Here is a 19,675-nt window from a genome sequence, read left to right as displayed (position 1 = left end):
GTCCCCCACTACTGGGCAGATTCCCACGCGTTACTCACCCGTCCGCCGCTCTACTTGTTTCCGAAGAAACGTTCGCGCTCGACTTGCATGTGTTAGGCCTGCCGCCAGCGTTCAATCTGAGCCATGATCAAACTCTTCAGTTTAAATTTTTCGAAATGTCGTACCGACCATTTCTAAACTTGGCTCATTCGCAAATTGAACAAATTACTTCACATAAATGAATTAATGAGTTACTTACGAATGATAATTTTGTGTTCGCAAAACTATCCCGTAAGCACCCACACGCATTGCTTGATTAATCTTTTAAAGTACTGACAGCTCGCTCGGAGCCTGTCATAACTGGTTGATTTTGCTAGCCGCTTCAAAGCAGCCCCTCAACCGTGGGATGCGAATTATACGCAGTTCCCAGTGTTTGTAAACCGTTTTTTAAGTTTTTTTGAAGATTTTTCAAAGCACTTAAAAGTGGTTTTCAAACCAGAAATCAATCACTTACAAAAGCCTTTTGATTTCTTTTCTCCTTGACCGCCGCAGCGATCAGGGAGGCGCATTATACAGCTCGTTTTGAGCTTGGCAAGCAGTTTTTAAAATCTTTTTTAAACCCTGTTTTGCCTCGAAAAAACCAACTCTAATTAAGCAGTTTTTTCTGCGCTCTCCGTCAGAAGAGGCGCGCATTATACAGTCCGTTTCGACCTTGGCAACCCCTTAAAAAAACTTTTTTCAAATCTTTTCAGAAGGCTTAATTGCCGTCACAAAAAACCGCTTAACAGCCGGCTTTTGCTGCGCTCCTCAACAGGAGGGCGCGAACTATACGGCCGACCCTGAACGCTTGCAAGTGGTTTTTGAACTATTTATTTCAAACCATAAAAAAGCCCGCTTTTGCGGGCTTTTTATAATCAATCAGGCCGGGACTCAGACAACCCTGAACAAATGATTTTTCTTTTTACCCAACTTCACTAAAAAGAAACGACCATACAGTGCCTTTTCAGCAGCAAAGCACTCCGCCACCTTCATATTATCTTCCATTCCCTTGGGCTCACCATTGAAAAGAACCGCATTACGACCCAGAGCATCTTTCGCTTCACGGGCCGCTTTGACCATCCCGCTTTCCGCCAAGACTGTTGTGAGAGGTTTTTCAGCTACATCCGCCAACGCCAATTCCGTAAAAGGCAGCCCATCGAGAGCCAGCTGCTCCAGATCAGCCTCACTCAGGTCCGCCAAATCACCACTGAACATCGCCTCAGTAATACGCTCTGCGGCCGCCAACCCCTCCTCACCATGAATCAGGCGCGTCACTTCTTTGGCCAGCACACCCTGAGCCTGAGGACGCCCTTGCGCCTCACTGTCCTGCTTTTCAATTAATGCAATCTCTTCAACACTTAAGAAGGTGAAGTATTTAAGGAATTTATAGACATCGGCGTCGGCGGTGTTAAGCCAGAACTGATAAAAGGCATAAGGCGAAGTCTTAGAGGAGTCGAGCCAGATAGTACCGGACTCGGTTTTACCAAACTTGGTACCGTCCGCCTTTGTTACCAACGGCAAAGTCAAACCGAAGACCTGACCACCGTGCAGCTTGCGAGCCAGATCCACACCGCCAACAATATTGCCCCATTGATCCGAACCGCCGATCTGCAAGGTACAACTGTTTCTTTTATACAGCTCGGCAAAATCGAAAGACTGCAACAACATATAGGTGAACTCAGTAAAAGATATACCAGCACCCTCACGATCAATGCGCTGCTTAACCGATTCCTTATTGATCATATTATTGACGGAGAAGTGCTTACCGACATCGCGCAGAAAATCCAGAATACTGACATCCGCCGTCCAGTCCAGATTATTGACAACCTCGGCCGAATTTTTACCACAATCAAAATCAATAAACGCGGATACCTGCGCACGAATCTTATCCACCCAGGTAGCCACGACATCCGGTGTATTGAGCTTACGCTCCTGCGCCTTAAAGCTCGGATCACCAATCAAACCGGTGGCACCACCCACCAGAGCCACCGGTTTATGCCCCGCCAACTGAAAACGGCGCAAGGTTAATAAAGGCACTAAGCTGCCAATATGAAGGCTGTCTGCCGTGGGATCAAAACCACAATACAATGTGCGCGAAGCCTCAGCCAAATGTTCCACCAGATTGTCTTCGCCGGTCATTTGAGCGACCAGGCCACGAGCCTTCAAATCATCAAGCAGGTTCATATTTTCCACAAAACACCTTTAAATAAAGTCACATCGCAGGGCCCAATAAGGTATGCTGCTTCCCGCGAAAAGCGGCCAAGATACCGAATCTTCGACTAAAAACAAGATCTGACCTGCGGCCTAAGCCTTACAGGTGATTTTTTGAACAATTTCTGCTATAAAATTAGCAAGTTAGAATCAAAAACTAAGCTCAACTATAGATCAGACATGCAACGCACTGAAAATCATAAGAAAAAGCAAATTTCAGCCCTTTTAAATGCCTTTCCCAAGCAGCATCTGATGATTCTCGCGGGATTGGTAACGACACTGCTCGCATTTCTGATTATTCCCACCTCAGACCAAGCCGAAGCCAAGCGCTCTGAACTGCCCCTTGCCATTAAACTACTGCCCCAGCAACACGCTGAGCTGCTTGCCAAAACCGAAACGCCGGTTGCCCCAAAATTTGAAGAACCCGCATGGCATCTTGAAACGGTTAAGCCTGGAGACAATCTGTCACTGATTTTTCAACGCGCCGGACTGAGCGACCGGGCCCTCTATGAATTTATGGCTGCCAATAAAGCAGCAAGCGCCCTAAAGCGCATCCACCCGGGCCATAAAATTGAATTTCAAATAGAGGATCGTCAGCTTCAGGCCCTGCAATACAGCAAAGATCCGTTATCGACTCTCAAATTTACCCGCAACGGCACCAGCTTCGACAGCGAACAACTGGACCGCCAGCCGGATCTACACACAGCTTATCGCGAAGCCACCATCAACGATTCATTATTTATGGCCGGCAAACGCGCGCAAATGGATGCCAATTTGATTATGGAACTGGCCAATATTTTTGGCTGGGATGTCGATTTCGCCCTCGATATTCGTCAGGGCGATTCCTTTAAAGTCATGTACCAAGAAAAATTTCTGGATGGCGAGAAACTTGGTAACGGCCCGATCCTGGCGGCAGAGTTTATTAATCAAGGCCGCGCTTACAAAGCCGTGCGCTATGAAGACAGCAAGGGCAACGTCCACTACTACACCCCCGAAGGCCACACCATGCGCAAGGAATTCCTGCGCACACCTGTCGACTTCGCCCGCATCAGCTCCCATTTCAATCTGCGCCGTAAACATCCGGTCCTCAACAAAATTCGCGCACATAAGGGCACAGATTACGCAGCCCCCAGAGGCACGCCCATCAAAGCAGCGGGTGATGGCAAAGTTATCCATGCCGGCCGCAAGGGCGGTTATGGCAATACCGTTATCATCCAACACGGTCAAACCTATAAAACCCTCTACGCCCATCTGAACAAATTTCGCCGTGGTGTTCGCAGCGGTAGCCGGGTCAAACAAGGGCAGATCATCGGTTATGTTGGCTCAACGGGTCTGGCCACCGGACCCCATCTTCACTATGAATTTTACGTTAATGGCGCGGTGCGCAACCCGGTCACCGTCAAGTTACCCAAGGCCAAATCCATTGCCAAAAGCGAGCTGAATCGTTTCAAGCAACAGACCCAGCCGCTTCTTGCCAATATGGACGGATTCCATCAGCAAACGCTCTATGCCCAAGCCGCAAACACCAATCAGCAACAAGACAATGGCTAACGGCTTATATATAGGCCTTATGTCGGGCACCAGCGTCGATGGCATAGACGCGGCACTGACGGAAATCACCGACGGCAACACCAGATTACTGAAAAGCTGCAGCCTGAGCTTTCCGACAGAGATACGCAACAACATTCTGCACCTCTGCAGCCAGGGCCCGAATGAAATAGCGCGCATGGCAACACTGGACCGCCAACTGGGAGAGCTGTTTGCCCAAGCCTGCATAAAACTACTCTCTGAAGCTCAAATCAGCGCCGCTAATATTCAAGCCATTGGCAGCCATGGCCAGACCATCCGACACCAACCGAGAAGCACCGATCACAAGGCCTACAGCGTCCAGATTGGCGACCCGAACACCATTGCCGAAATAACCGGCATCACCACCATTGCCGACTTTCGCCGTCGCGATATTGCCGCAGGTGGAGAAGGTGCACCTCTGGTACCGGCTTTCCATCAGGCCACTTTCGCCAACAGCAACAACAACCGGTTGATTTTAAACATCGGCGGCATGGCCAACATCAGCATTCTTGATAGCGAAGCCGAATACGGGGGACTTGATACCGGACCGGGCAATGTCTTGATGGACGCCTGGATTCAACAGCAACGCGGTGTGGACTTTGATAGAAACGGCGACTGGGCCAGAAGTGGAAATGTCATCACGCCATTGCTTCAGCAACTTATGAGTCACCCGTTTTTCGCGGCCGCCCCACCCAAAAGCACGGGGCGAGAAAGTTTTAATTTAACGTGGCTATCAACCGAGCTGGATCGATTTTACGCAGACAACGGCATCACAACCCAAGCACCTGCTGAAGATATTCAGGCCACCTTGCTGGCATTCACTGCCAGAACGATCGCTGAGGCAATCAATCAGTATGCGCCCAACACCCGACAAGTATTCTGCTGTGGCGGGGGCGCCTTTAACCAAGCCCTCACTGACACCCTCAAAACCCTGCTACCAAAACATGAAGTCAGTGATACCGGGGCGCTCGGGATAGCTCCACAACAAGTTGAATCTGCAGCGTTTGCCTGGCTAGCCCACCAAACGCTCCATCAACTGGGGGGAAATTGCCCCAAAGCAACCGGAGCCAGAGCAACGCGAATTTTGGGCGGCATTTACCAAGCCTGACTCGACTGTTAAACTTTGCCCTCGCGTTTACAAAAACAATAAAAACAGAACACAGACCAACCGTATCCGTATGCCAAGCTATAACTCCCTATTTATTGCCATTGTGATGGCCACCCTGTGGATCGTTGCGCCAACAAGTTGGGCACAAAATTCCGAGCTGCAGAAAATCCAACAACAACGGCAGGAACTCTCCGATGAGTACGACACCCTGAAATCACGCTTGCAACGGCAGCGCACTGACCTCGAAGAAGCCAAACAGTCGCTAAGCAAAACGAAAGCCGAAATGACCGAGGTGTTTGCCCGAGCCAAAACCGATCCCACTGAGCGCAATGTGCGCCAGGCAACTCTGATTTCGATAACCCACAACCGCAAACTGGACCGGGTTGAGCGCGTTGAGAACCGTGTTGCAGACACCCAGCAGCGCCTGACCGGCATCGAAATATCACAGGCCAAGCTGACGCGTAACGAAGCCAGCATCAAGCAAAAACTGGCGCAACAGGAAAAGCTGCGACAACAACAGAAACGCCAAGCTGAACTGGCAGCCAATGCCAAGCGGGAAGCCAGTCAGAAAAAAAACGTGACCAAACCGGCAGCCAAACCTGTTGTTGTCAGCAAACCGGAACCACCAAAACAACCTGTAAAACCGGCGCGTAAAGCCGGCTGGCCCAGTTTGAAACAACCTCACAGCGATGATATCCGGTTCGCCAAAGCCGCCATCAACGCTGCGCAGAAACAGCTCGAAAAAGGCGATAAGGCTCTGCTTCCGAAAGTGTTCATCGTCGCCAAGCAATCTTTTGGCTCCAAGCGCATGAGCTACATCGGTGACGACCTCTATTCCGTAACCGCGCCATTGAATGCCGGTAACCAGAAGGTCACACTGTTTAAAACCGATTTCTGGATCGATGTACCAAGCGACAGCCACTTGCAGCCCCATCGCATCATCTATGACACAACATCCCTGTCAAAACCGCAGCTTTATATTATTAAAGAGGAACAGCTGGGTGGAGGCTAAGCCCAGCTAAAAGTAAACGTAACCTTCGCGCTCTACCAGCCTTTCTTCTTCTGCCGGCCCGAATGGCACCGTACCGACAAATGGCATCAGATCATTGCGATCGCGGCCAAGAACCCCGGTCTGGGTCTCGCACACCTGAATATCAACAACCCCAAAAGCAGATAAGCGTGCAGCCAGATCAACCAAACCCTTATGCTCGCGGTAATTGTCGCGAAAGAACACCGATACGTCCGGTCCATGCAAAACAAAGCTGGCGGGGGACATCTGCCCTCTAAGACGACCATCCAGAAACAGGGTCTCTGCACGTGCCAGAGCCTTGTATAAATCCGACGGAGTGTGATTATCGAGCTCCGCCAGATAACCATTAGCCTGAGGCAGCATGGCAGGCTCAGGCACAACAACTGCAGAGCCCTCTATTTCGCCCTCTACAGCGGCGTTTCCGGCAACCGGGAAAGCAAGGGTGAGCAACAACAGATAACGAATCATATCCTGAACCTCACACAGCCCCTCAAAGGAAAGCGGAGAATCTATACCGTAAAGGAAGCACCGCAGCCACAGGTGGAGCTGGCATTGGGATTTTGAATCAAGAAACGCGAGCCCTGCAGCCCTTCTTCATAATCTACCTGCGAACCCACCAGATAGGGATAACTCATGGCGTCCAGCAGCACCTTAATACCATCCTGTTCGATTACGGCATCATCATCAGCAACGGCTTCATCAAAAGTAAAACCGTATTGAAAACCAGAGCAGCCACCGCCAGTGACGTAAACCCGGAGTTTCAATTCCGGGTTTTCCTCTTCTTCTATAAGATTCTGAACCTTCTGAGTAGCTCTGGGCGTCACCAGTAGCGCCTGAGGGACGAATGTTTGCGGCGCAGACATTATCTTCTCCATAAATAACAACTATTTGGGCATTATCCCTTTACCCAAGTAAAACAGTCAATTATTAAGATACTATCCGGCCGCGGTTTCAGATGAACCCTCGACCTCAGGAGCAGCTTTGGCCTTAGCCTTGGCTCCGTTATAAACCAGACTGCCATTCACCTGCGCGCCTTTCACCATTTCAATCAGGTTGTAGTGCACATTACCACTGACAGCCGCTTTGGCAGCCAGCTCAATATGCTTGCTGGAATGCACATCACCATTGACCGTACCGTTGATGACGACGGTCGGCACCTTGATCTGTCCCTCAACCAACCCTTTGTCGACAATTCGAACCCGGGCATCGGAGCCGTCTTCCGCAAAAATATTGCCGCGAACACGACCTTCCACTTCCAGATTCCCGGTAAAATGTATATCTCCCACCACTTCGGTGGTTTTGGAAATTAATGTCGTACTACCCGCTGCAAAGCCCATAGAGCTCTCCTTACTTTTACCCCACATTTAACTCAATTCTCCTGTACCAACCAACCGAACTTCTTCTCGACTACGACAGACTTGTCGCCAAGAGAACGAGCTGTCAATTCAATACGCTCTGGTTCAAATCCTTCAGGCAAAATCAGTCGCCCTTCCAGAGTTTGAAAGTATTTAAAACGCAGTTTGATGCGGTCATAGCTGACCTTGTCTGAAACGTCCTTTAACGGCAGTGTCATCAACTGCTCTCCCTGCCGACCGAAAATTTCAAAGGTCAAATAGCCGTTCAGCATTTTGTGATTGGTGGCTAGCTGTTGAACCACCAACTTGTATTCATAGTGACGTGCGACGCCGGTGGAGATGACATTAAGGGAACCGATGGTCAAACCACTTTTGTTGTCTGTCGGAGACATAAGACCACGGTAAAAACTGATGTCTTCTTTCAATGCCGCAATCTGCGCCTTGAGCTCGATCACTTCAGCACGAACCTCTTCACTGGCCTTGCGGTCGACTTGTGAGCCCAGCTTAAGATTTGCGACGTCCTGGCGCAGACCATCAATTTGTTTGTTCTTCTCTTCGACTTCCAGACGTAATTCATCGCGCTCGGAAATGGCAATCGCCTGCTGCGCCTGCCCCTCTCTCAACCCAAAAAAGTAACTGAACCAGGACATACCAATGAGCAGAATCAGAGTGGCCGACGTGATCGCCAGCCTGATCCACGGTCGGTGCGTCACAACGACCATGCGATGCTGCTTACTGCCTTTTACAGCGGTCATACTGTGCTGTCTCCTTACTATTATTGTTATCGCTGTTTACAGCGTTGAGCCGATTCTCTAGACAGCACCATTACTCAGGGCAACAGTGCAGCAAAATCCAGCCCTTCAGCTTCATCAAAGCCAAACATGATATTCATGTTTTGGACTGCCTGCCCAGAGGCCCCCTTAACCAGATTATCAATCACCGACAACACGACCACCTTGTCGCGCCCCTGGGGTTGAAATACTGAGAGGCGACACACGTTCGCGCCTTTGGCAGTTCGGGTTTGCGGGTGAGAGCCAGCAGGCAACACATCCACAAAAGGCTCATTAGCGTACCGCTGTTCGAACAAAGCCTGCAAATCTTGCTCTGTCCCTGGCAGCAAAGTGGCGTACAAGGTCGCATGAATGCCGCGAATCATGGGCAAAAGATGGGGCACAAACGTCACCTTGGCCTGCACGGAATCGGCCGGCTGAACATCTCTCAGTCCCTGCTCAATTTCAGGTAAATGGCGATGCCCACCACACGCATAGGCTTTAAAGCTGTCGCTGACCTCTGACATCAGATTGTCGATCTTGGCCTGCCGGCCTGCGCCACTGACACCGGATGCAGCATTGGCCACCAGATCGGAAGGATCAATCAGGCCCGCTTCCAGCAGCGGAATAAAGCCCAGTTGAGTCGCAGTCGGGTAACATCCGGGGCATGCTACCAATTGCGCCTCAGCAATCTGGGCACGATTGACTTCTGGAAGACCGTAGACCGCCTTGGCAATCAGCTCTGGGCACGCATGCTCCTGGGCATACCACTGCTCCCACAATTGCTGATCACGGATTCTGAAATCGGCCGAGAGATCAATAACGCGTACGCCCCGATTAATCAGCTCGGGCATCATGGCCTGAGCCACGCCATGGGGCGTGGCAAAAAACACCACGTCACACTCGCCCAGCACATCCGCGTCTGGCACACTGTAAGCGAGATCGTAAAAACCGCGCAGACTCGGATAAAGCTCGGAAACCTGAACGCCCGCTTCCGCTCTGGAGGTTATCACCTTAACCTCTGCCTGGGAGTGGTTCGCCAATAACCGCAACAACTCGACACCGGTATAACCGGTTCCGCCAACAATGCCTACCTGAATCACAACAACACCTACCAATACGCTAACAACGGACACTCTGGGAGGATGAAACTCCCGCAGAGGCCAAATACAAGAGGGCTAGTTTATAATAACCCTCTGTAGAAGCAACGAAATAACATAAGAAAGCCAACAATGCCCAAGACTCCAAAGCCTACAGACGAAAAACATCCGCGGTATTCCAATCTGCTGGATAATTTTCGTCATCAACTGGCACATCTGGATGCCCTGCCACAGTTGACCATCCTCGGATTAATCAGCGGCCTGGCCGCCGCTGCAGTGATTGTTGCATTTCGCCTGTTAATTGATGGTCCTCTGCAAGTATTACTCGAAGGGCACAGTGAAAATTTCGAATCACTGCCCAGTCACTGGCGTTTTGCCCTGCCGGTTGCAGGGTCGCTGGCACTGGCGGCACTGGTACTGTCATTCAAACCCGAACATCGCCAGGTGAGTGTGGGCCATGTAATTGAGCGTCTCAACAACCATCAGGGAAAGCTGCCGGCCGGCAACTGGATCCTGCAATTTTTTGGCGGGGCGCTGGCACTGATCAGTGGTCAGTCGATGGGACGGGAAGGGCCAGCCGTACATCTGGGAGCGGGTATCGCCAGCCAACTGGGACAGTGGTTCAAACTGCCCAACAACAGCCTCCGCACTCTGGTCGGCTGCGGCATCGCCTCGGCCATCGCCGCCTCATTCAACACCCCCATGGCGGGCGTCATTTTTGCCATGGAGGTTGTACTGATGGAGTACACCATTGCCGGTTTTGTACCGGTGATGATGGCCTCGGTTACCGGTGCCATTGTGGTTCAGTACGTTTTCGGCCCGGAACAGGCGTTCAACATCACCCTGCCCTCACTGAATACACTGGACGAGCTGACCATCATCATCGCCGCCGGGATCGTGATCGCCTACTTTGCCGCACTGGTGATTCGCACCCAACTCTGGTTCAACAGCAAAAAACACTGGCCACTAACCCTGCGCTTTTTAGCCGCCGGTGTGACCACGGGTAGCCTTGCTCTGTTTGTACCGCAAATCATGGGCGTAGGTTACGATACCATCGAAGCCGCCATGGCCGGACAAATCGGCTTCAGCTTATTGCTTGCCATCTTATTTGCCAAAATTCTGGCCACCTGTGTCAGCACCGGTTTTGGTCTGCCCGGTGGCGTTATTGGCCCCATGCTGTTTATTGGCGCAACCCTCGGCGGCTGCATTGGCATAGTGGCGCAACTGCTGTTGCCAGACAGCGCGTCCAGCCCCGGGTTTTACGTGATGCTTGGTATGGCCGCGATGATGGCCAGTGTGATCAACGCACCTCTGGCTGCCCTGATCACCGTTCTCGAACTTACCTACAATCCCCACATTATTTTCCCCACCATGCTGATTATTGTGGTCTCGGTGGTGGCAACCCGTCAGCTGTTCCAGTGCCAGGGCATTTTTATGGCTCAACTGGAGACCAATGGCTTCCGCTTAACCGGCGGTCTGATCCGGCAAACCCTGAATCGGGTTGGCGTACGCAGTGTAATGGACATCAATTTCCAGTTTTGCCATGCGCACCCAAGTTTTGAGCAACTGGAAAAAGTACTGCTGCAAAATCCAAAGTGGCTGGTGATAACTGACGAGCAGCAGGAGCGGCAATTGTTGTTGGCCTCAGACATTTCTGTCTATCTCGCGAGCCGTGACGACTGGCCCGCCGACGAGGCTATCGACCTACTCAAAACCCCCAGCCGAAAGTGGCAAATCAAACCCATCAGCCAGCAGGCAAGCCTTTATGACGCACAGAAACAATTGCGCGAACTGAAAGCGGATGCCCTGTACGTCGAGCGTGGTGACAATTCCCTATTACCGCCAGTGCTGGGGATCATCACCCAGGAAAAGATCGATGGCTACTACCAGCAATAGCGGCCTCAGTCGGCTCTGAAATCCCTGACACACTTTCAGGATGGCGCTACAATAGTCGGCCTTATATGCCTTACGACTCAAAGGGTTCTGCATGCTCTGGCTCAAAGCCTTCCACATAATTTTTATGGTTTGCTGGTTTGCCGGCATATTCTATCTGCCGCGCCTGTTCGTCAATCACGCCATGACCGATGATCAGGCCATCAGAGATCAGCTTGCCCTGATGGAGCGCAAACTGTATCGCTTTATTACCTCGTTTATGTATCTCACCATTGGCTTTGGTGTCTGGCTGATGAGTTACAACTGGAGCTACTATCTCGGCAGCAACTGGTTTTTATGCAAGCTGGCCCTGATAGCACTGCTGATCATCTACCACTTCAGCTGCGGCCGCCATCTTAAACAGCTGGCCAACAACCAAAGCTCCCGCAGCCACATTTACTTTCGCTGGTTTAATGAGCTTCCCGTACTGGTTCTCTTCAGTGTTGTTATACTGGTTGTGGTTAAACCCTTTTAACTGCTGTCGTTGTCGCCACCGGAATCCAGACCATGAATTTTGCCGATAAAGCCCCTGTCATTCTGAGCCTTTCGCTCCATGACCCCTCTGGTGGCTCCGGCATTCAGGCGGATATAGAAACCGCCAACAGCCTGGGGTGTCACTGCACCAGCGTCATCACCCTGCTTTGCTCTCAGGATACTCGTGAACTGAAATCCGCTGTACCGGTAAACACCCCAATGTTGATCGAGCAGGTGCGAGCCATCCTCGAAGATATGCCCATTGCCGCAATTAAAATTGGTTGCCCCGGCAGCACGGAAAATATCGAAGCCATTCACTCCATCCTCAGAGACTATCCAGACATCCCTGTCGTACTCGACCCGGGAACCCGGCTGCTGGAAGATATTCAGGCCGATAACAGCGACACTATGGCCGCCATCAGAGCCCTGCTATTACCTCAGGTCACCCTGCTGAGCGCCAATATTCATGAAGCCTATGATCTTGCTCAACAAGCCGACACACTGGATGCCTGCGCTCAGGAATTACTTGAAACCGGCTGCGGCTATGTCCTGATCAATGGCAGCAAACGCTCCCAAAAGCACTATGACAGCGTACTCTATGATGCCAATGGCATTGTGCGCAGCTACTCAAGGGAGTGGCTCAATATTCTGTCGCGCGGCCATGGTACGACACTCAGCGCCAGCCTGACCTGCTATCTGGCCCACGGCCTCAGCGTTACCGACGCCGCCGAGCAAGCCCAGAGTTTCACCTGGAAAGCATTGGCCAATCATCATCGTCCCGGCATGGGAAAACAATTTCTTAACCGTTTTTTCTGGGCAGACAAAAATAAAAAGTCTGCACAGTAACTGCTTTTTTTGTATCACTTTTCAGAGGCCTTTATGAGTCGTTCCTCAACCCTGTTTCAACAAGCCCAGCAACACATTCCCGGCGGCGTAAACTCGCCAGTACGTGCTTTTAAAGCTGTTGGCGGTGACCCCGTCTTCTTCGAACGCGCCAAAGGCGCCTATCTGTATGACGCCGATGCCAAACAGTACATCGATTATGTACTGTCCTGGGGCCCCATGATTCTGGGGCACGCCCACCCAGAGGTTATTCGTGCAGTGCAGGAAAAGGCCGAACAGGGGCTGAGCTTCGGTGCCCCCACCGAAATCGAAACCACTCTGGCCGATAAGCTGTGCGACCTGATGCCCAACATGGACATGGTTCGTTTCGTTAACTCCGGCACCGAGGCCACCATGAGCGCCATTCGCCTGGCCCGCGGTTATACCGGGCGCGACAAGATCATTAAATTTGAAGGCTGCTACCACGGCCACTCAGATTCACTGCTGGTAAAAGCCGGCTCTGGCGCCTTGACTCTGGGCGTACCGAGCTCTCCGGGAGTCCCGGCGGCACTGGCAGACCACACCATCACCCTCACTTACAACGACATAGAACAGGTCAAGGAAACCTTCGCCCAGATCGGCGAACAGGTTGCCTGCATCATCGTTGAGCCTGTTACAGGTAACATGAACTGCGTCCCTCCGGTACCCGGATTTCTTGAGTGTCTGCGTGAACAGTGCAATCACTATGGCAGCGTCCTGATCATGGACGAGGTCATGACCGGCTTTCGCGTCAGTCTCACTGGCGCTCAGGGTCACTATGGCATTGAAGCCGACCTGACCACCTTGGGCAAAGTGATCGGTGGCGGCATGCCCGTCGGAGCATTTGGCGGCAAGCGTGAAATCATGTCGCAGATCGCACCGCTTGGACCGGTATATCAAGCCGGCACCCTTTCGGGCAACCCCGTAGCAATGGCTGCGGGCCTGACCACCCTTGAGCTGGTTACTCAGGAGGGTTTCTACGCCCCACTGATAGAAAAAACCAACCAACTGGTTGCAGGGCTTCGCCGCGAAGCCGAAAAAGCGGGCATTCCCTTTACGACCAATCACGTCGGCACCATGTTTGGCGGCTTCTTTACCGAAGAGAGCCAAATCACCAATTACCAACAGGTGATGGATTGCAACAACGACCGCTTTAACCGCTTCTTTCATGGCATGCTGGAAAAAGGTGTCTACCTGGCACCAGCCTCCTATGAGGCAGGTTTTATGTCAGCCGCGCACACTGATGATGACATCAATGCCACCATCGAAGCCGCCGCCGCTGTCTTCGCACAACTTTAAGTCTGATCAACGGCCCATAAAAAAAGCCCCGTCGAGAGATAATCGCCGGGGCTTTTTAATTCAACATAAGCAGCGTTACGATTGACGTCCCACCTGCTCAATCAGCTGCCTGATTTGATCGCGAGCCTCTGCAGACAGGTCGATTATCTGACACCCCGACCAACGCATGGTGGCATCCTGAGCATCTCCAACCCATAAACAGTCCACACCAAGACGAATCTCGCCAATATTTTTCACCGTGTCAGGCAGACGCAACACCAATTGGTAAACGTGATCTTCGGCAATGGCGTCGGTCCCTACGATTAACAAACCCTCTTCATGAATGTTCACCAGCGACCCCAACAGGGCACCACTGTTGAGATCAAACACTTCAACCGGACAGGTAAGCTCATAGCGATGCAGATGACGGCGATGGGGCGTATCCGGATTAGTCATTCGCCACCCCTTCGGACTGCTCGGCCTTGGCCTTACTGTTGAGGCTTTGGAAAATGTTTTCCAGTGCACGCTCGAAGAAGGGCTTGGAGCTGCCGGCAATAACCCTCGCTTCATGTGAAAGCATCGCCCGAGCCAATTCAAGACCGGACTTCATCGCCACCTTCTTGCCCATTTGATCAACCAGCATGTAATGCAGTGTCTTGGAGTTATACCAGGCCACCTTGAGGCGTTTACCGCCTTCAAATTCAAACCAGGTACCAAACTCGATCATCTTCAGGTTTTCGACCATGCGCAACTCTTCCGGTGTCGCGGCATCCTCTTCCACCTTTGGCTTGCCGGCTTTCTCGGCGGCCATGGATTCCAACTTGTTGCGCATCGGCTCAGGCGCCGGCTCGGCTTTTTTACTTTGCAGTGCCATTTTCTGCAGGGAGAACAGCGCATCAAGTAATTTTTTACTCTTGGCCTGATCGTAACCAATGGTTTCAAAACCTACACCCAGCTCGCGATTCAGGGCATCGTGAATTTCCATCTGGCGGGTGCGATCTTTGTTGTTGTCCTTGGGCTCAATACTCCAAAGAATGTCATCCACAACCTTGATGGCACGTTGCCAGCTGTCGGATTCCTCGCCATAACGCAGCAGAATAAACGCCAGATAATCGGACCATGGCTGCAACAGCAGCAGCAATACCGCCGACGGCAGCTCCCGATTGTCTATCCGGGACTTAACCGCTTCATTGACCCGCAGCTTGACCTCTTTGAGCTTTTCCTCGCCCTGGACCTTCTCCATGGCGCGCTTCTCGACCAGCTCCTGACGACGAGCAATTTTTTTGGTGTAGCTGCTGAACTCCAGTAACAGCTCGGCAAAAATCCGCACATCATTCTGAAACTCATCAAGGACCTTGGACACAACCGATTTGATCTTGTTGTACAGATCATACTGATCAGAGCCATCATTCCCGACCCACTTAACAGCGGCTTCCGCCATACTGTTGAGCAACAGACGAGCCGGGTGATTGACCTGCTCAAAAAAATCTTTATCGAGGAAAGCCACCTTCAGGAAAGGCGTGTGTAAATAACTGAGCAACGCCTTGATGGAGCTGGGCAAATTGTCGTCTGACAACATGTACTCAAACAACATGCCCACCAGATCAATGGTGTGCATATCCATGGATTCCATGGCCAGCTCTTCACCGCCCATGTCATCCTGCAATTGGGCACGAAGCTGACTACTGACCAGCGCCACCTGTTGCGGCGCCAAAGTACCTGGCTCGGCCTGCTCGATGGTTTCACCGGCCACAGCCAGAGCTTGCGTCTGCAGGCTTTGCAAAGCCCCCACCAATTGCTGACTGGTGTACACCATACCCTGACGACCGCCCGGCGCTGCGGCACTGGCCACATCACCCGCGGCATTGACGGGAGCACCACCGGCGCCTTCTGCGGGACCGGCGGCACCTCCTGCAACACCTTCTTGCCCTGCGGCACCGACTTGCCCTGAAACTGCTGCGCCGGCAGGGCCACTGGTCATATGTTCCTGCAGCACCCGAATGGCCCCCATAAGGTCACCTTGGTATTGTTCCGATGGCTGTGTAGCATCCGGGGCAGGCATATAACCTGCTGACGCCGGAGAACCCGCCGACCCAGGACCGGGCATCACCCCGGCAAGATTGCCCCGTGGCTGCCCTGTTGCTGTGGTCGTCTGCTCCTGAGCTGCTGCAGGCTCGCCGGCCTCGACATGTTCTAAGGGCACCTCTTCCACCTGAGGCACAGGTGGCGCAGGGCTATCGGAGACTTCCGGGCGGTATCTTAAGTCGGGGAAAAAACCCTGATCTTTTAGATAATCATTAAGCTGATCAAAGATTTCCGTAAGACCGGCCATGATCACTGACTGATCAAACACCTTGTATGCGATAATTTTGGTATTGGTGTCCATACCCACGCGCTGCAATGCCTTGCGCAACGCCTCACAATACTGAATCGGCCCCGCCGGATTACCTCTGTCGGTGACTTTCTTGCCATGATTCAGCACGGCAAAGCGATGGTTCAGGCACCAAAGCTGCTCTGCAAAGTAATTCTCGGAACGATTGGTAATAGATGAAATCGCAATGGTTTCTTCCAGATCATTGTTGTCTACCAACGACAACATATCACCTTGGAATTTTTCTTCCCCGGTGGTGGTATCGAGCTCACCCCGCTTGAAACGAACAAAACCCTCTGCAAGATAGGTATTAAAGAACCGATCGATCTTGGCCTGATTCTGATTAAACAGTTTCAGCCGATCCATCGCCTGCGAGGTTTCCTGATTGGTCTTGGCAGAATCAATAAACTGTTCCAGTTGCTCTACCATTGCCTTGGCGAAAGCGGGTTGCCGGCTTTCTATAACTTACAGGGCGATTTGTTGGCACATCTTCAAGTGCTTGACGATGTTATCCTCGGTAAGCTCCCCAGCCAGCTGTTGCAGCTGCTGCTCCGAACTGTTTACACCCTGATCCGTCATAAGGATTCTACGCTTTCTTCCGTCGTGAATTATTGCCGACTCCGCTATGCCAAACGCGAAATTAACGCACCTCACAGCAAGTGGCATTAATAGCCTGCAGGCCCTTCAACTATAGTCGACAAATGGCCTCACAGCATAGCGGGTTATAACTGAAATAGCCTTACGATTATCCCCCAAAAGTGACCGTTCACCCCCAAATCGAAGACAACACAAACAAGGCGTTCAATTATCAGTCAAATTATGACGCAAAAAGCCACAAGAGTCAGACTGTGCCGAACAAAACCTGATGCCCTGGCGCGCAAACTGCTGAGCCAGCAACGGCTTGCCCAACCCTTGATAGGCCTTCACCAAAATGACATACAGACGCGGCTCTTCTGGCTCAATGCGAATGCCTCTCTCCGCCAGATCAACCGCACTCCACCACTGCTGCTCAAGCAAATGCTGCTCAGCTGCATCAGCCAGCCCTGTAACGGCACTATTGTTTCCCCGCTGCCAGTCATCAGTCACCGGCATGGCCTCGGCACCTCTGGCGCGAGCAGGCTGTTGTCCAGCGTCATCCGCCTCAAACACCTCGACGCCCGAGCCACCTTGCGGCATTGACTGGCAACCGACCAACAACACCAGTGGCAGTAGAATAATGACAGGATTTAAAACCATTTTTGCATCCAATGAAGTAAGGGATTTTGGCGCCACTGACAAGGTGATTGATAATCCGGGTAGCGGTCACCAGCGAAAGGCAGCAAGCGGCTGTTACGGCAATTTTCACCACTGATGCCGCCATTTTCGGCATCCACCCAGCGGTATTCAATACCCTGTTCTTCTGGCAAGGCCAGGCCACGGGTTGGCAGCTGCGAAAACAGTGCGCGCCACACCGGCAAAGCCCCGGTAGCACCGCTCAAAGGTGTTTCACCATTATCATCCAACCCAACCCAGGACACCGCAACATGCTCTGCGGTAAATCCGGCAAACCAGCTATCGCGCTGATCGTTACTGGTGCCTGTTTTGGCCGCCACCCCCAGCGAACCGGGCAAGCTCTGATACAACCCCCGACCGGTACCCTCTCTGGCCACACCTTGCAGCGCAAACTGAACCAGCCCCACAGACGCTGGATCCAGATCCGACTGGGGCGTCATTCGGTATCTGGACAGTAACTGGCCCTGCGCATCAACCACCGAGCGGATACTGCGCAGCGGCATCACCACACCGCCATTGGCCAACCCCTGGTACATGGCAGTGACCTCTATCGGCGACAATTCCAAAGCCCCTAACAGCAATGACGGAACCTGAGGTATATGAGCCGTTACACCCAGATCGCGAATGGTTGCCTCAACCCGATCAAGACCAACAGTCATACCAAGACGAGCTGTGGCCAGATTGTATGAATTCAGCAGGGCATCATAGAGTTGCACCTCGCCATGAGAGCGCCGATCAAAATTCTGAGGTCGCCACAAACTGCCATCCGGCCCCTGAACCGTGACTGGGTCATCCGCAACCATCGAGGCCAGATGATAGCCCCCGCCCTGATTCAGGGCAGCAAGATAAACCGCAGGTTTGATCAAAGACCCAATACTTCTGCGAGCATCCAGGGCACGATTAAAACCGGCAAAGGAAACATTGCGATCCCCAACCACAGCTTCCACCTCACCGGTTGCAACCGAGGCAACCACCACGGCCCCCTGCACCTGCTGCATCGTCCCCTGATGCCGCTGTGCCAAGCTATCCAACTGCCCGGCCAATGCCTCTTCAGCCGCCCATTGAGCAGGAAGGGACAGATTCGAGTAGATGGACAAACCATCGGAACTGAGTTGATCCGCACTGTACTCTTGCAGTAATTGACGCTTCACCAGATCGATAAAAGCCGGAAAATCATGCAACCTTCGACGACTTTGATCCACCACCCCCAAGGGTGCTGCCTTTGATGCTTGCGCCTCGCCGGCACCAATCAACCCCTGTTTTTCTAACACGCCGATCACCAGATCCCGGCGATCGCGCGCCCGCTCAGGGTGACGCCATGGATTGTAGTAACTTGCCCCTTTCACCAAGCCAACCAGCAAGGCAATTTGATGAGTCTTTAATTGATGCAGAGGCTTTTGAAAGTAATGCTTAGAAGCCAACGCAAAGCCGTGAATCTGCCGCGGGCCACTCTGACCCAGATAAACTTCGTTGATGTAGGTCTCGAGAATCTCCGCCTTGGAATAATGCCACTCCAGCAACAACGCCATCACAGCCTCAGTGAGCTTGCGCGACCAGCGTCGGCCACTGTCAAGATAAAAATTTTTGACCAGTTGCTGGGTCAGGGTGCTGCCACCCTGCACCACTCGTCCGGCCCTGATATTGGAAACGGCAGCCCGGGCAATGTCGCGCAGTGACACGCCATGATGATCAATAAAGCGATGATCCTCGACAGCAATCAACGCCTCACCAAGCAACGGCGGTATCTCGCTGAGCTGAACCAACTCCCGATCCTGCTGCAGTCTGGGATAAATACCCCCAATGCGCGCCGGCGCCAGCCGCACAATCGCTGGCGACGATTCGGTGCCAATGATCTGAAGTCGGGCCACTCGCTGATGACTGATTCGCAACCGTACACGGCGACTGACCTCAACCTCATCGGCCATGGCAAAGCCACGGGTAAAAATATCAAATTGATCACCGCGGCGGCGGTACTGCCCGGGGCTCTCAACATTATCTACCGGGTTAAAATTCAATACCTGCAGTTGCCGCTGCAAGTCTTCAGGTCGCAGACCCGCTCCACGATACAACGCCAGAGGGCGCGAATAAACTTGAGCCGGCAGCTGCCACTTGCGGCCATCAAATTTTGAACGCACCTGGACATCGAGATACACAACCCAAATCAGCACACCCACCAAAATAATCAGGACAGCACTGCCAAACCATGACAACAGTGACCGCTGAGATCTTGCAGTAGCCGCTTTACGCTTAGAGTTGTTTCGTTTGGCAGGTTTTTTCTTGGTTGGAGAGGATTTCTTGGCAGAAGATTTTTTCATAAGTGAAGTGT

At 52.2% G+C, this 19,675-nt stretch carries 17 protein-coding genes and 1 rRNA gene; 7 read left to right on the top strand and 11 right to left on the bottom strand.

The window, feature by feature from the left end:
* Together ACPXV9_RS10180 and tyrS are read right to left on the bottom strand one after the other, a co-directional pair.
* A 16S ribosomal RNA gene (locus tag ACPXV9_RS10180) occupies positions 1 to 143 on the bottom strand; the annotation flags it as partial.
* Between the two features lie 766 nt (positions 144 to 909).
* Complete coding sequence (gene tyrS / locus ACPXV9_RS10175) at positions 910 to 2,202, bottom strand: tyrosine--tRNA ligase (protein WP_423896515.1); 1,293 nt, start codon at positions 2,200 to 2,202, stop codon at positions 910 to 912.
* Positions 2,203 to 2,409: 207 nt separating this feature from the next.
* Here tyrS and ACPXV9_RS10170 point away from each other — a divergent pair, with 207 nt between their 5' ends.
* The 3 genes from ACPXV9_RS10170 to ACPXV9_RS10160 all read left to right on the top strand — a co-directional run bounded on the left by ACPXV9_RS10170 (position 2,410) and on the right by ACPXV9_RS10160 (position 5,918).
* Complete coding sequence (locus ACPXV9_RS10170; RefSeq protein ID WP_423896513.1) at positions 2,410 to 3,780, top strand: OapA family protein; 1,371 nt, start codon at positions 2,410 to 2,412, stop codon at positions 3,778 to 3,780.
* Positions 3,773 to 4,906, top strand: a complete 1,134-nt coding sequence (locus ACPXV9_RS10165; RefSeq protein ID WP_423896511.1) for an anhydro-N-acetylmuramic acid kinase — start codon at positions 3,773 to 3,775, stop codon at positions 4,904 to 4,906. The genes ACPXV9_RS10170 and ACPXV9_RS10165 overlap by 8 nt, the downstream gene beginning before the upstream one ends.
* Before the next feature lie 70 nt (positions 4,907 to 4,976).
* Positions 4,977 to 5,918, top strand: coding sequence for a hypothetical protein (locus ACPXV9_RS10160; protein WP_423896509.1), 942 nt, complete (start codon positions 4,977 to 4,979; stop codon positions 5,916 to 5,918).
* Between the two features lie 6 nt (positions 5,919 to 5,924).
* Here the strand turns inward: ACPXV9_RS10160 and ACPXV9_RS10155 are convergent, their stop codons facing one another.
* The 5 genes from ACPXV9_RS10155 to argC all read right to left on the bottom strand — a co-directional run bounded on the left by ACPXV9_RS10155 (position 5,925) and on the right by argC (position 9,164).
* On the bottom strand, positions 5,925 to 6,404 hold the full coding sequence (locus ACPXV9_RS10155; RefSeq protein WP_423896506.1) for an acyl-CoA transferase: 480 nt from the start codon (positions 6,402 to 6,404) through the stop codon (positions 5,925 to 5,927).
* Positions 6,405 to 6,445: 41 nt separating this feature from the next.
* Positions 6,446 to 6,799 (bottom strand): iron-sulfur cluster insertion protein ErpA, encoded by a 354-nt coding sequence (gene erpA / locus ACPXV9_RS10150; protein WP_423896504.1) that lies wholly within the window; start codon positions 6,797 to 6,799, stop codon positions 6,446 to 6,448.
* Between the two features lie 72 nt (positions 6,800 to 6,871).
* A complete protein-coding gene (locus ACPXV9_RS10145) occupies positions 6,872 to 7,273 on the bottom strand; it encodes a bactofilin family protein (protein ID WP_423896501.1) in 402 nt (133 codons plus the stop codon).
* Between the two features lie 32 nt (positions 7,274 to 7,305).
* Positions 7,306 to 8,046, bottom strand: coding sequence for a DUF6776 family protein (locus tag ACPXV9_RS10140; RefSeq protein WP_423896500.1), 741 nt, complete (start codon positions 8,044 to 8,046; stop codon positions 7,306 to 7,308).
* Between the two features lie 74 nt (positions 8,047 to 8,120).
* Positions 8,121 to 9,164 carry an N-acetyl-gamma-glutamyl-phosphate reductase gene (gene argC / locus ACPXV9_RS10135; protein WP_423896528.1) on the bottom strand — a complete coding sequence of 348 codons (1,044 nt, stop codon included), beginning with the start codon at positions 9,162 to 9,164 and terminating at the stop codon, positions 8,121 to 8,123.
* Between the two features lie 129 nt (positions 9,165 to 9,293).
* On the opposite strand from argC, the gene ACPXV9_RS10130 reads away from it, so the two are divergent.
* From ACPXV9_RS10130 to hemL, 4 genes are all read left to right on the top strand, one after another.
* A complete protein-coding gene (locus tag ACPXV9_RS10130) occupies positions 9,294 to 11,057 on the top strand; it encodes a chloride channel protein (RefSeq protein WP_423896498.1) in 1,764 nt (587 codons plus the stop codon).
* Positions 11,058 to 11,148: 91 nt separating this feature from the next.
* Complete coding sequence (locus ACPXV9_RS10125; RefSeq protein ID WP_423896496.1) at positions 11,149 to 11,568, top strand: CopD family protein; 420 nt, start codon at positions 11,149 to 11,151, stop codon at positions 11,566 to 11,568.
* 32 nt (positions 11,569 to 11,600) lie between these two features.
* Positions 11,601 to 12,413: a bifunctional hydroxymethylpyrimidine kinase/phosphomethylpyrimidine kinase gene (gene thiD, locus ACPXV9_RS10120; protein ID WP_423896493.1), complete on the top strand. Its 813-nt coding sequence runs from the start codon at positions 11,601 to 11,603 to the stop codon at positions 12,411 to 12,413.
* A 33-nt stretch (positions 12,414 to 12,446) separates the two neighbouring features.
* Positions 12,447 to 13,727, top strand: a complete 1,281-nt coding sequence (hemL, locus tag ACPXV9_RS10115) for a glutamate-1-semialdehyde 2,1-aminomutase (RefSeq protein WP_423896492.1) — start codon at positions 12,447 to 12,449, stop codon at positions 13,725 to 13,727.
* A 75-nt stretch (positions 13,728 to 13,802) separates the two neighbouring features.
* On the opposite strand, the gene ACPXV9_RS10110 is transcribed toward hemL, so the two are convergent.
* The 4 genes from ACPXV9_RS10110 to mrcB form a co-directional block, all read right to left on the bottom strand.
* The gene (locus tag ACPXV9_RS10110; RefSeq protein WP_423896490.1) at positions 13,803 to 14,162 is read right to left on the bottom strand and encodes a PilZ domain-containing protein; all 360 of its coding nucleotides are present in this window, start codon (positions 14,160 to 14,162) and stop codon (positions 13,803 to 13,805) included.
* Positions 14,155 to 16,506 carry a DUF1631 family protein gene (locus ACPXV9_RS10105; protein ID WP_423896488.1) on the bottom strand — a complete coding sequence of 784 codons (2,352 nt, stop codon included), beginning with the start codon at positions 16,504 to 16,506 and terminating at the stop codon, positions 14,155 to 14,157. Before ACPXV9_RS10105 ends, ACPXV9_RS10110 begins: the two co-directional genes overlap by 8 nt.
* Before the next feature lie 372 nt (positions 16,507 to 16,878).
* Positions 16,879 to 17,313, bottom strand: a complete 435-nt coding sequence (locus ACPXV9_RS10100; RefSeq protein ID WP_423896485.1) for a hypothetical protein — start codon at positions 17,311 to 17,313, stop codon at positions 16,879 to 16,881.
* Positions 17,304 to 19,664 carry a penicillin-binding protein 1B gene (gene mrcB, locus ACPXV9_RS10095; RefSeq protein ID WP_423896483.1) on the bottom strand — a complete coding sequence of 787 codons (2,361 nt, stop codon included), beginning with the start codon at positions 19,662 to 19,664 and terminating at the stop codon, positions 17,304 to 17,306. Before mrcB ends, ACPXV9_RS10100 begins: the two co-directional genes overlap by 10 nt.
* Positions 19,665 to 19,675: the final 11 nt, after the last annotated feature.

The organism is Candidatus Pelagadaptatus aseana (assembly GCF_040362265.1).
Lineage (GTDB): Bacteria > Pseudomonadota > Gammaproteobacteria > Pseudomonadales > Cellvibrionaceae > Pelagadaptatus > Pelagadaptatus aseana.
This window is presented reverse-complemented; position numbering and strand designations above follow the sequence as displayed.

Excerpts from the sequence above, each read along its gene's own strand:
- tyrS (WP_423896515.1), bottom strand. The coding sequence starts at position 2,202 with ATGAACCTGCTTGATGATTTGAAGGCTCGTGGCCTGGTCGCTCAAATG.
- ACPXV9_RS10170 (WP_423896513.1), top strand. The coding sequence starts at position 2,410 with ATGCAACGCACTGAAAATCATAAGAAAAAGCAAATTTCAGCCCTTTTA.
- ACPXV9_RS10165 (WP_423896511.1), top strand. The coding sequence starts at position 3,773 with ATGGCTAACGGCTTATATATAGGCCTTATGTCGGGCACCAGCGTCGAT.
- ACPXV9_RS10160 (WP_423896509.1), top strand. The coding sequence starts at position 4,977 with ATGCCAAGCTATAACTCCCTATTTATTGCCATTGTGATGGCCACCCTG.
- ACPXV9_RS10155 (WP_423896506.1), bottom strand. The coding sequence starts at position 6,404 with ATGATTCGTTATCTGTTGTTGCTCACCCTTGCTTTCCCGGTTGCCGGA.
- erpA (WP_423896504.1), bottom strand. The coding sequence starts at position 6,799 with ATGTCTGCGCCGCAAACATTCGTCCCTCAGGCGCTACTGGTGACGCCC.
- ACPXV9_RS10145 (WP_423896501.1), bottom strand. The coding sequence starts at position 7,273 with ATGGGCTTTGCAGCGGGTAGTACGACATTAATTTCCAAAACCACCGAA.
- ACPXV9_RS10140 (WP_423896500.1), bottom strand. The coding sequence starts at position 8,046 with ATGACCGCTGTAAAAGGCAGTAAGCAGCATCGCATGGTCGTTGTGACG.
- ACPXV9_RS10130 (WP_423896498.1), top strand. The coding sequence starts at position 9,294 with ATGCCCAAGACTCCAAAGCCTACAGACGAAAAACATCCGCGGTATTCC.
- ACPXV9_RS10125 (WP_423896496.1), top strand. The coding sequence starts at position 11,149 with ATGCTCTGGCTCAAAGCCTTCCACATAATTTTTATGGTTTGCTGGTTT.
- thiD (WP_423896493.1), top strand. The coding sequence starts at position 11,601 with ATGAATTTTGCCGATAAAGCCCCTGTCATTCTGAGCCTTTCGCTCCAT.
- hemL (WP_423896492.1), top strand. The coding sequence starts at position 12,447 with ATGAGTCGTTCCTCAACCCTGTTTCAACAAGCCCAGCAACACATTCCC.
- ACPXV9_RS10110 (WP_423896490.1), bottom strand. The coding sequence starts at position 14,162 with ATGACTAATCCGGATACGCCCCATCGCCGTCATCTGCATCGCTATGAG.
- ACPXV9_RS10105 (WP_423896488.1), bottom strand. The coding sequence starts at position 16,506 with ATGGTAGAGCAACTGGAACAGTTTATTGATTCTGCCAAGACCAATCAG.
- ACPXV9_RS10100 (WP_423896485.1), bottom strand. The coding sequence starts at position 17,313 with ATGGTTTTAAATCCTGTCATTATTCTACTGCCACTGGTGTTGTTGGTC.
- mrcB (WP_423896483.1), bottom strand. The coding sequence starts at position 19,664 with ATGAAAAAATCTTCTGCCAAGAAATCCTCTCCAACCAAGAAAAAACCT.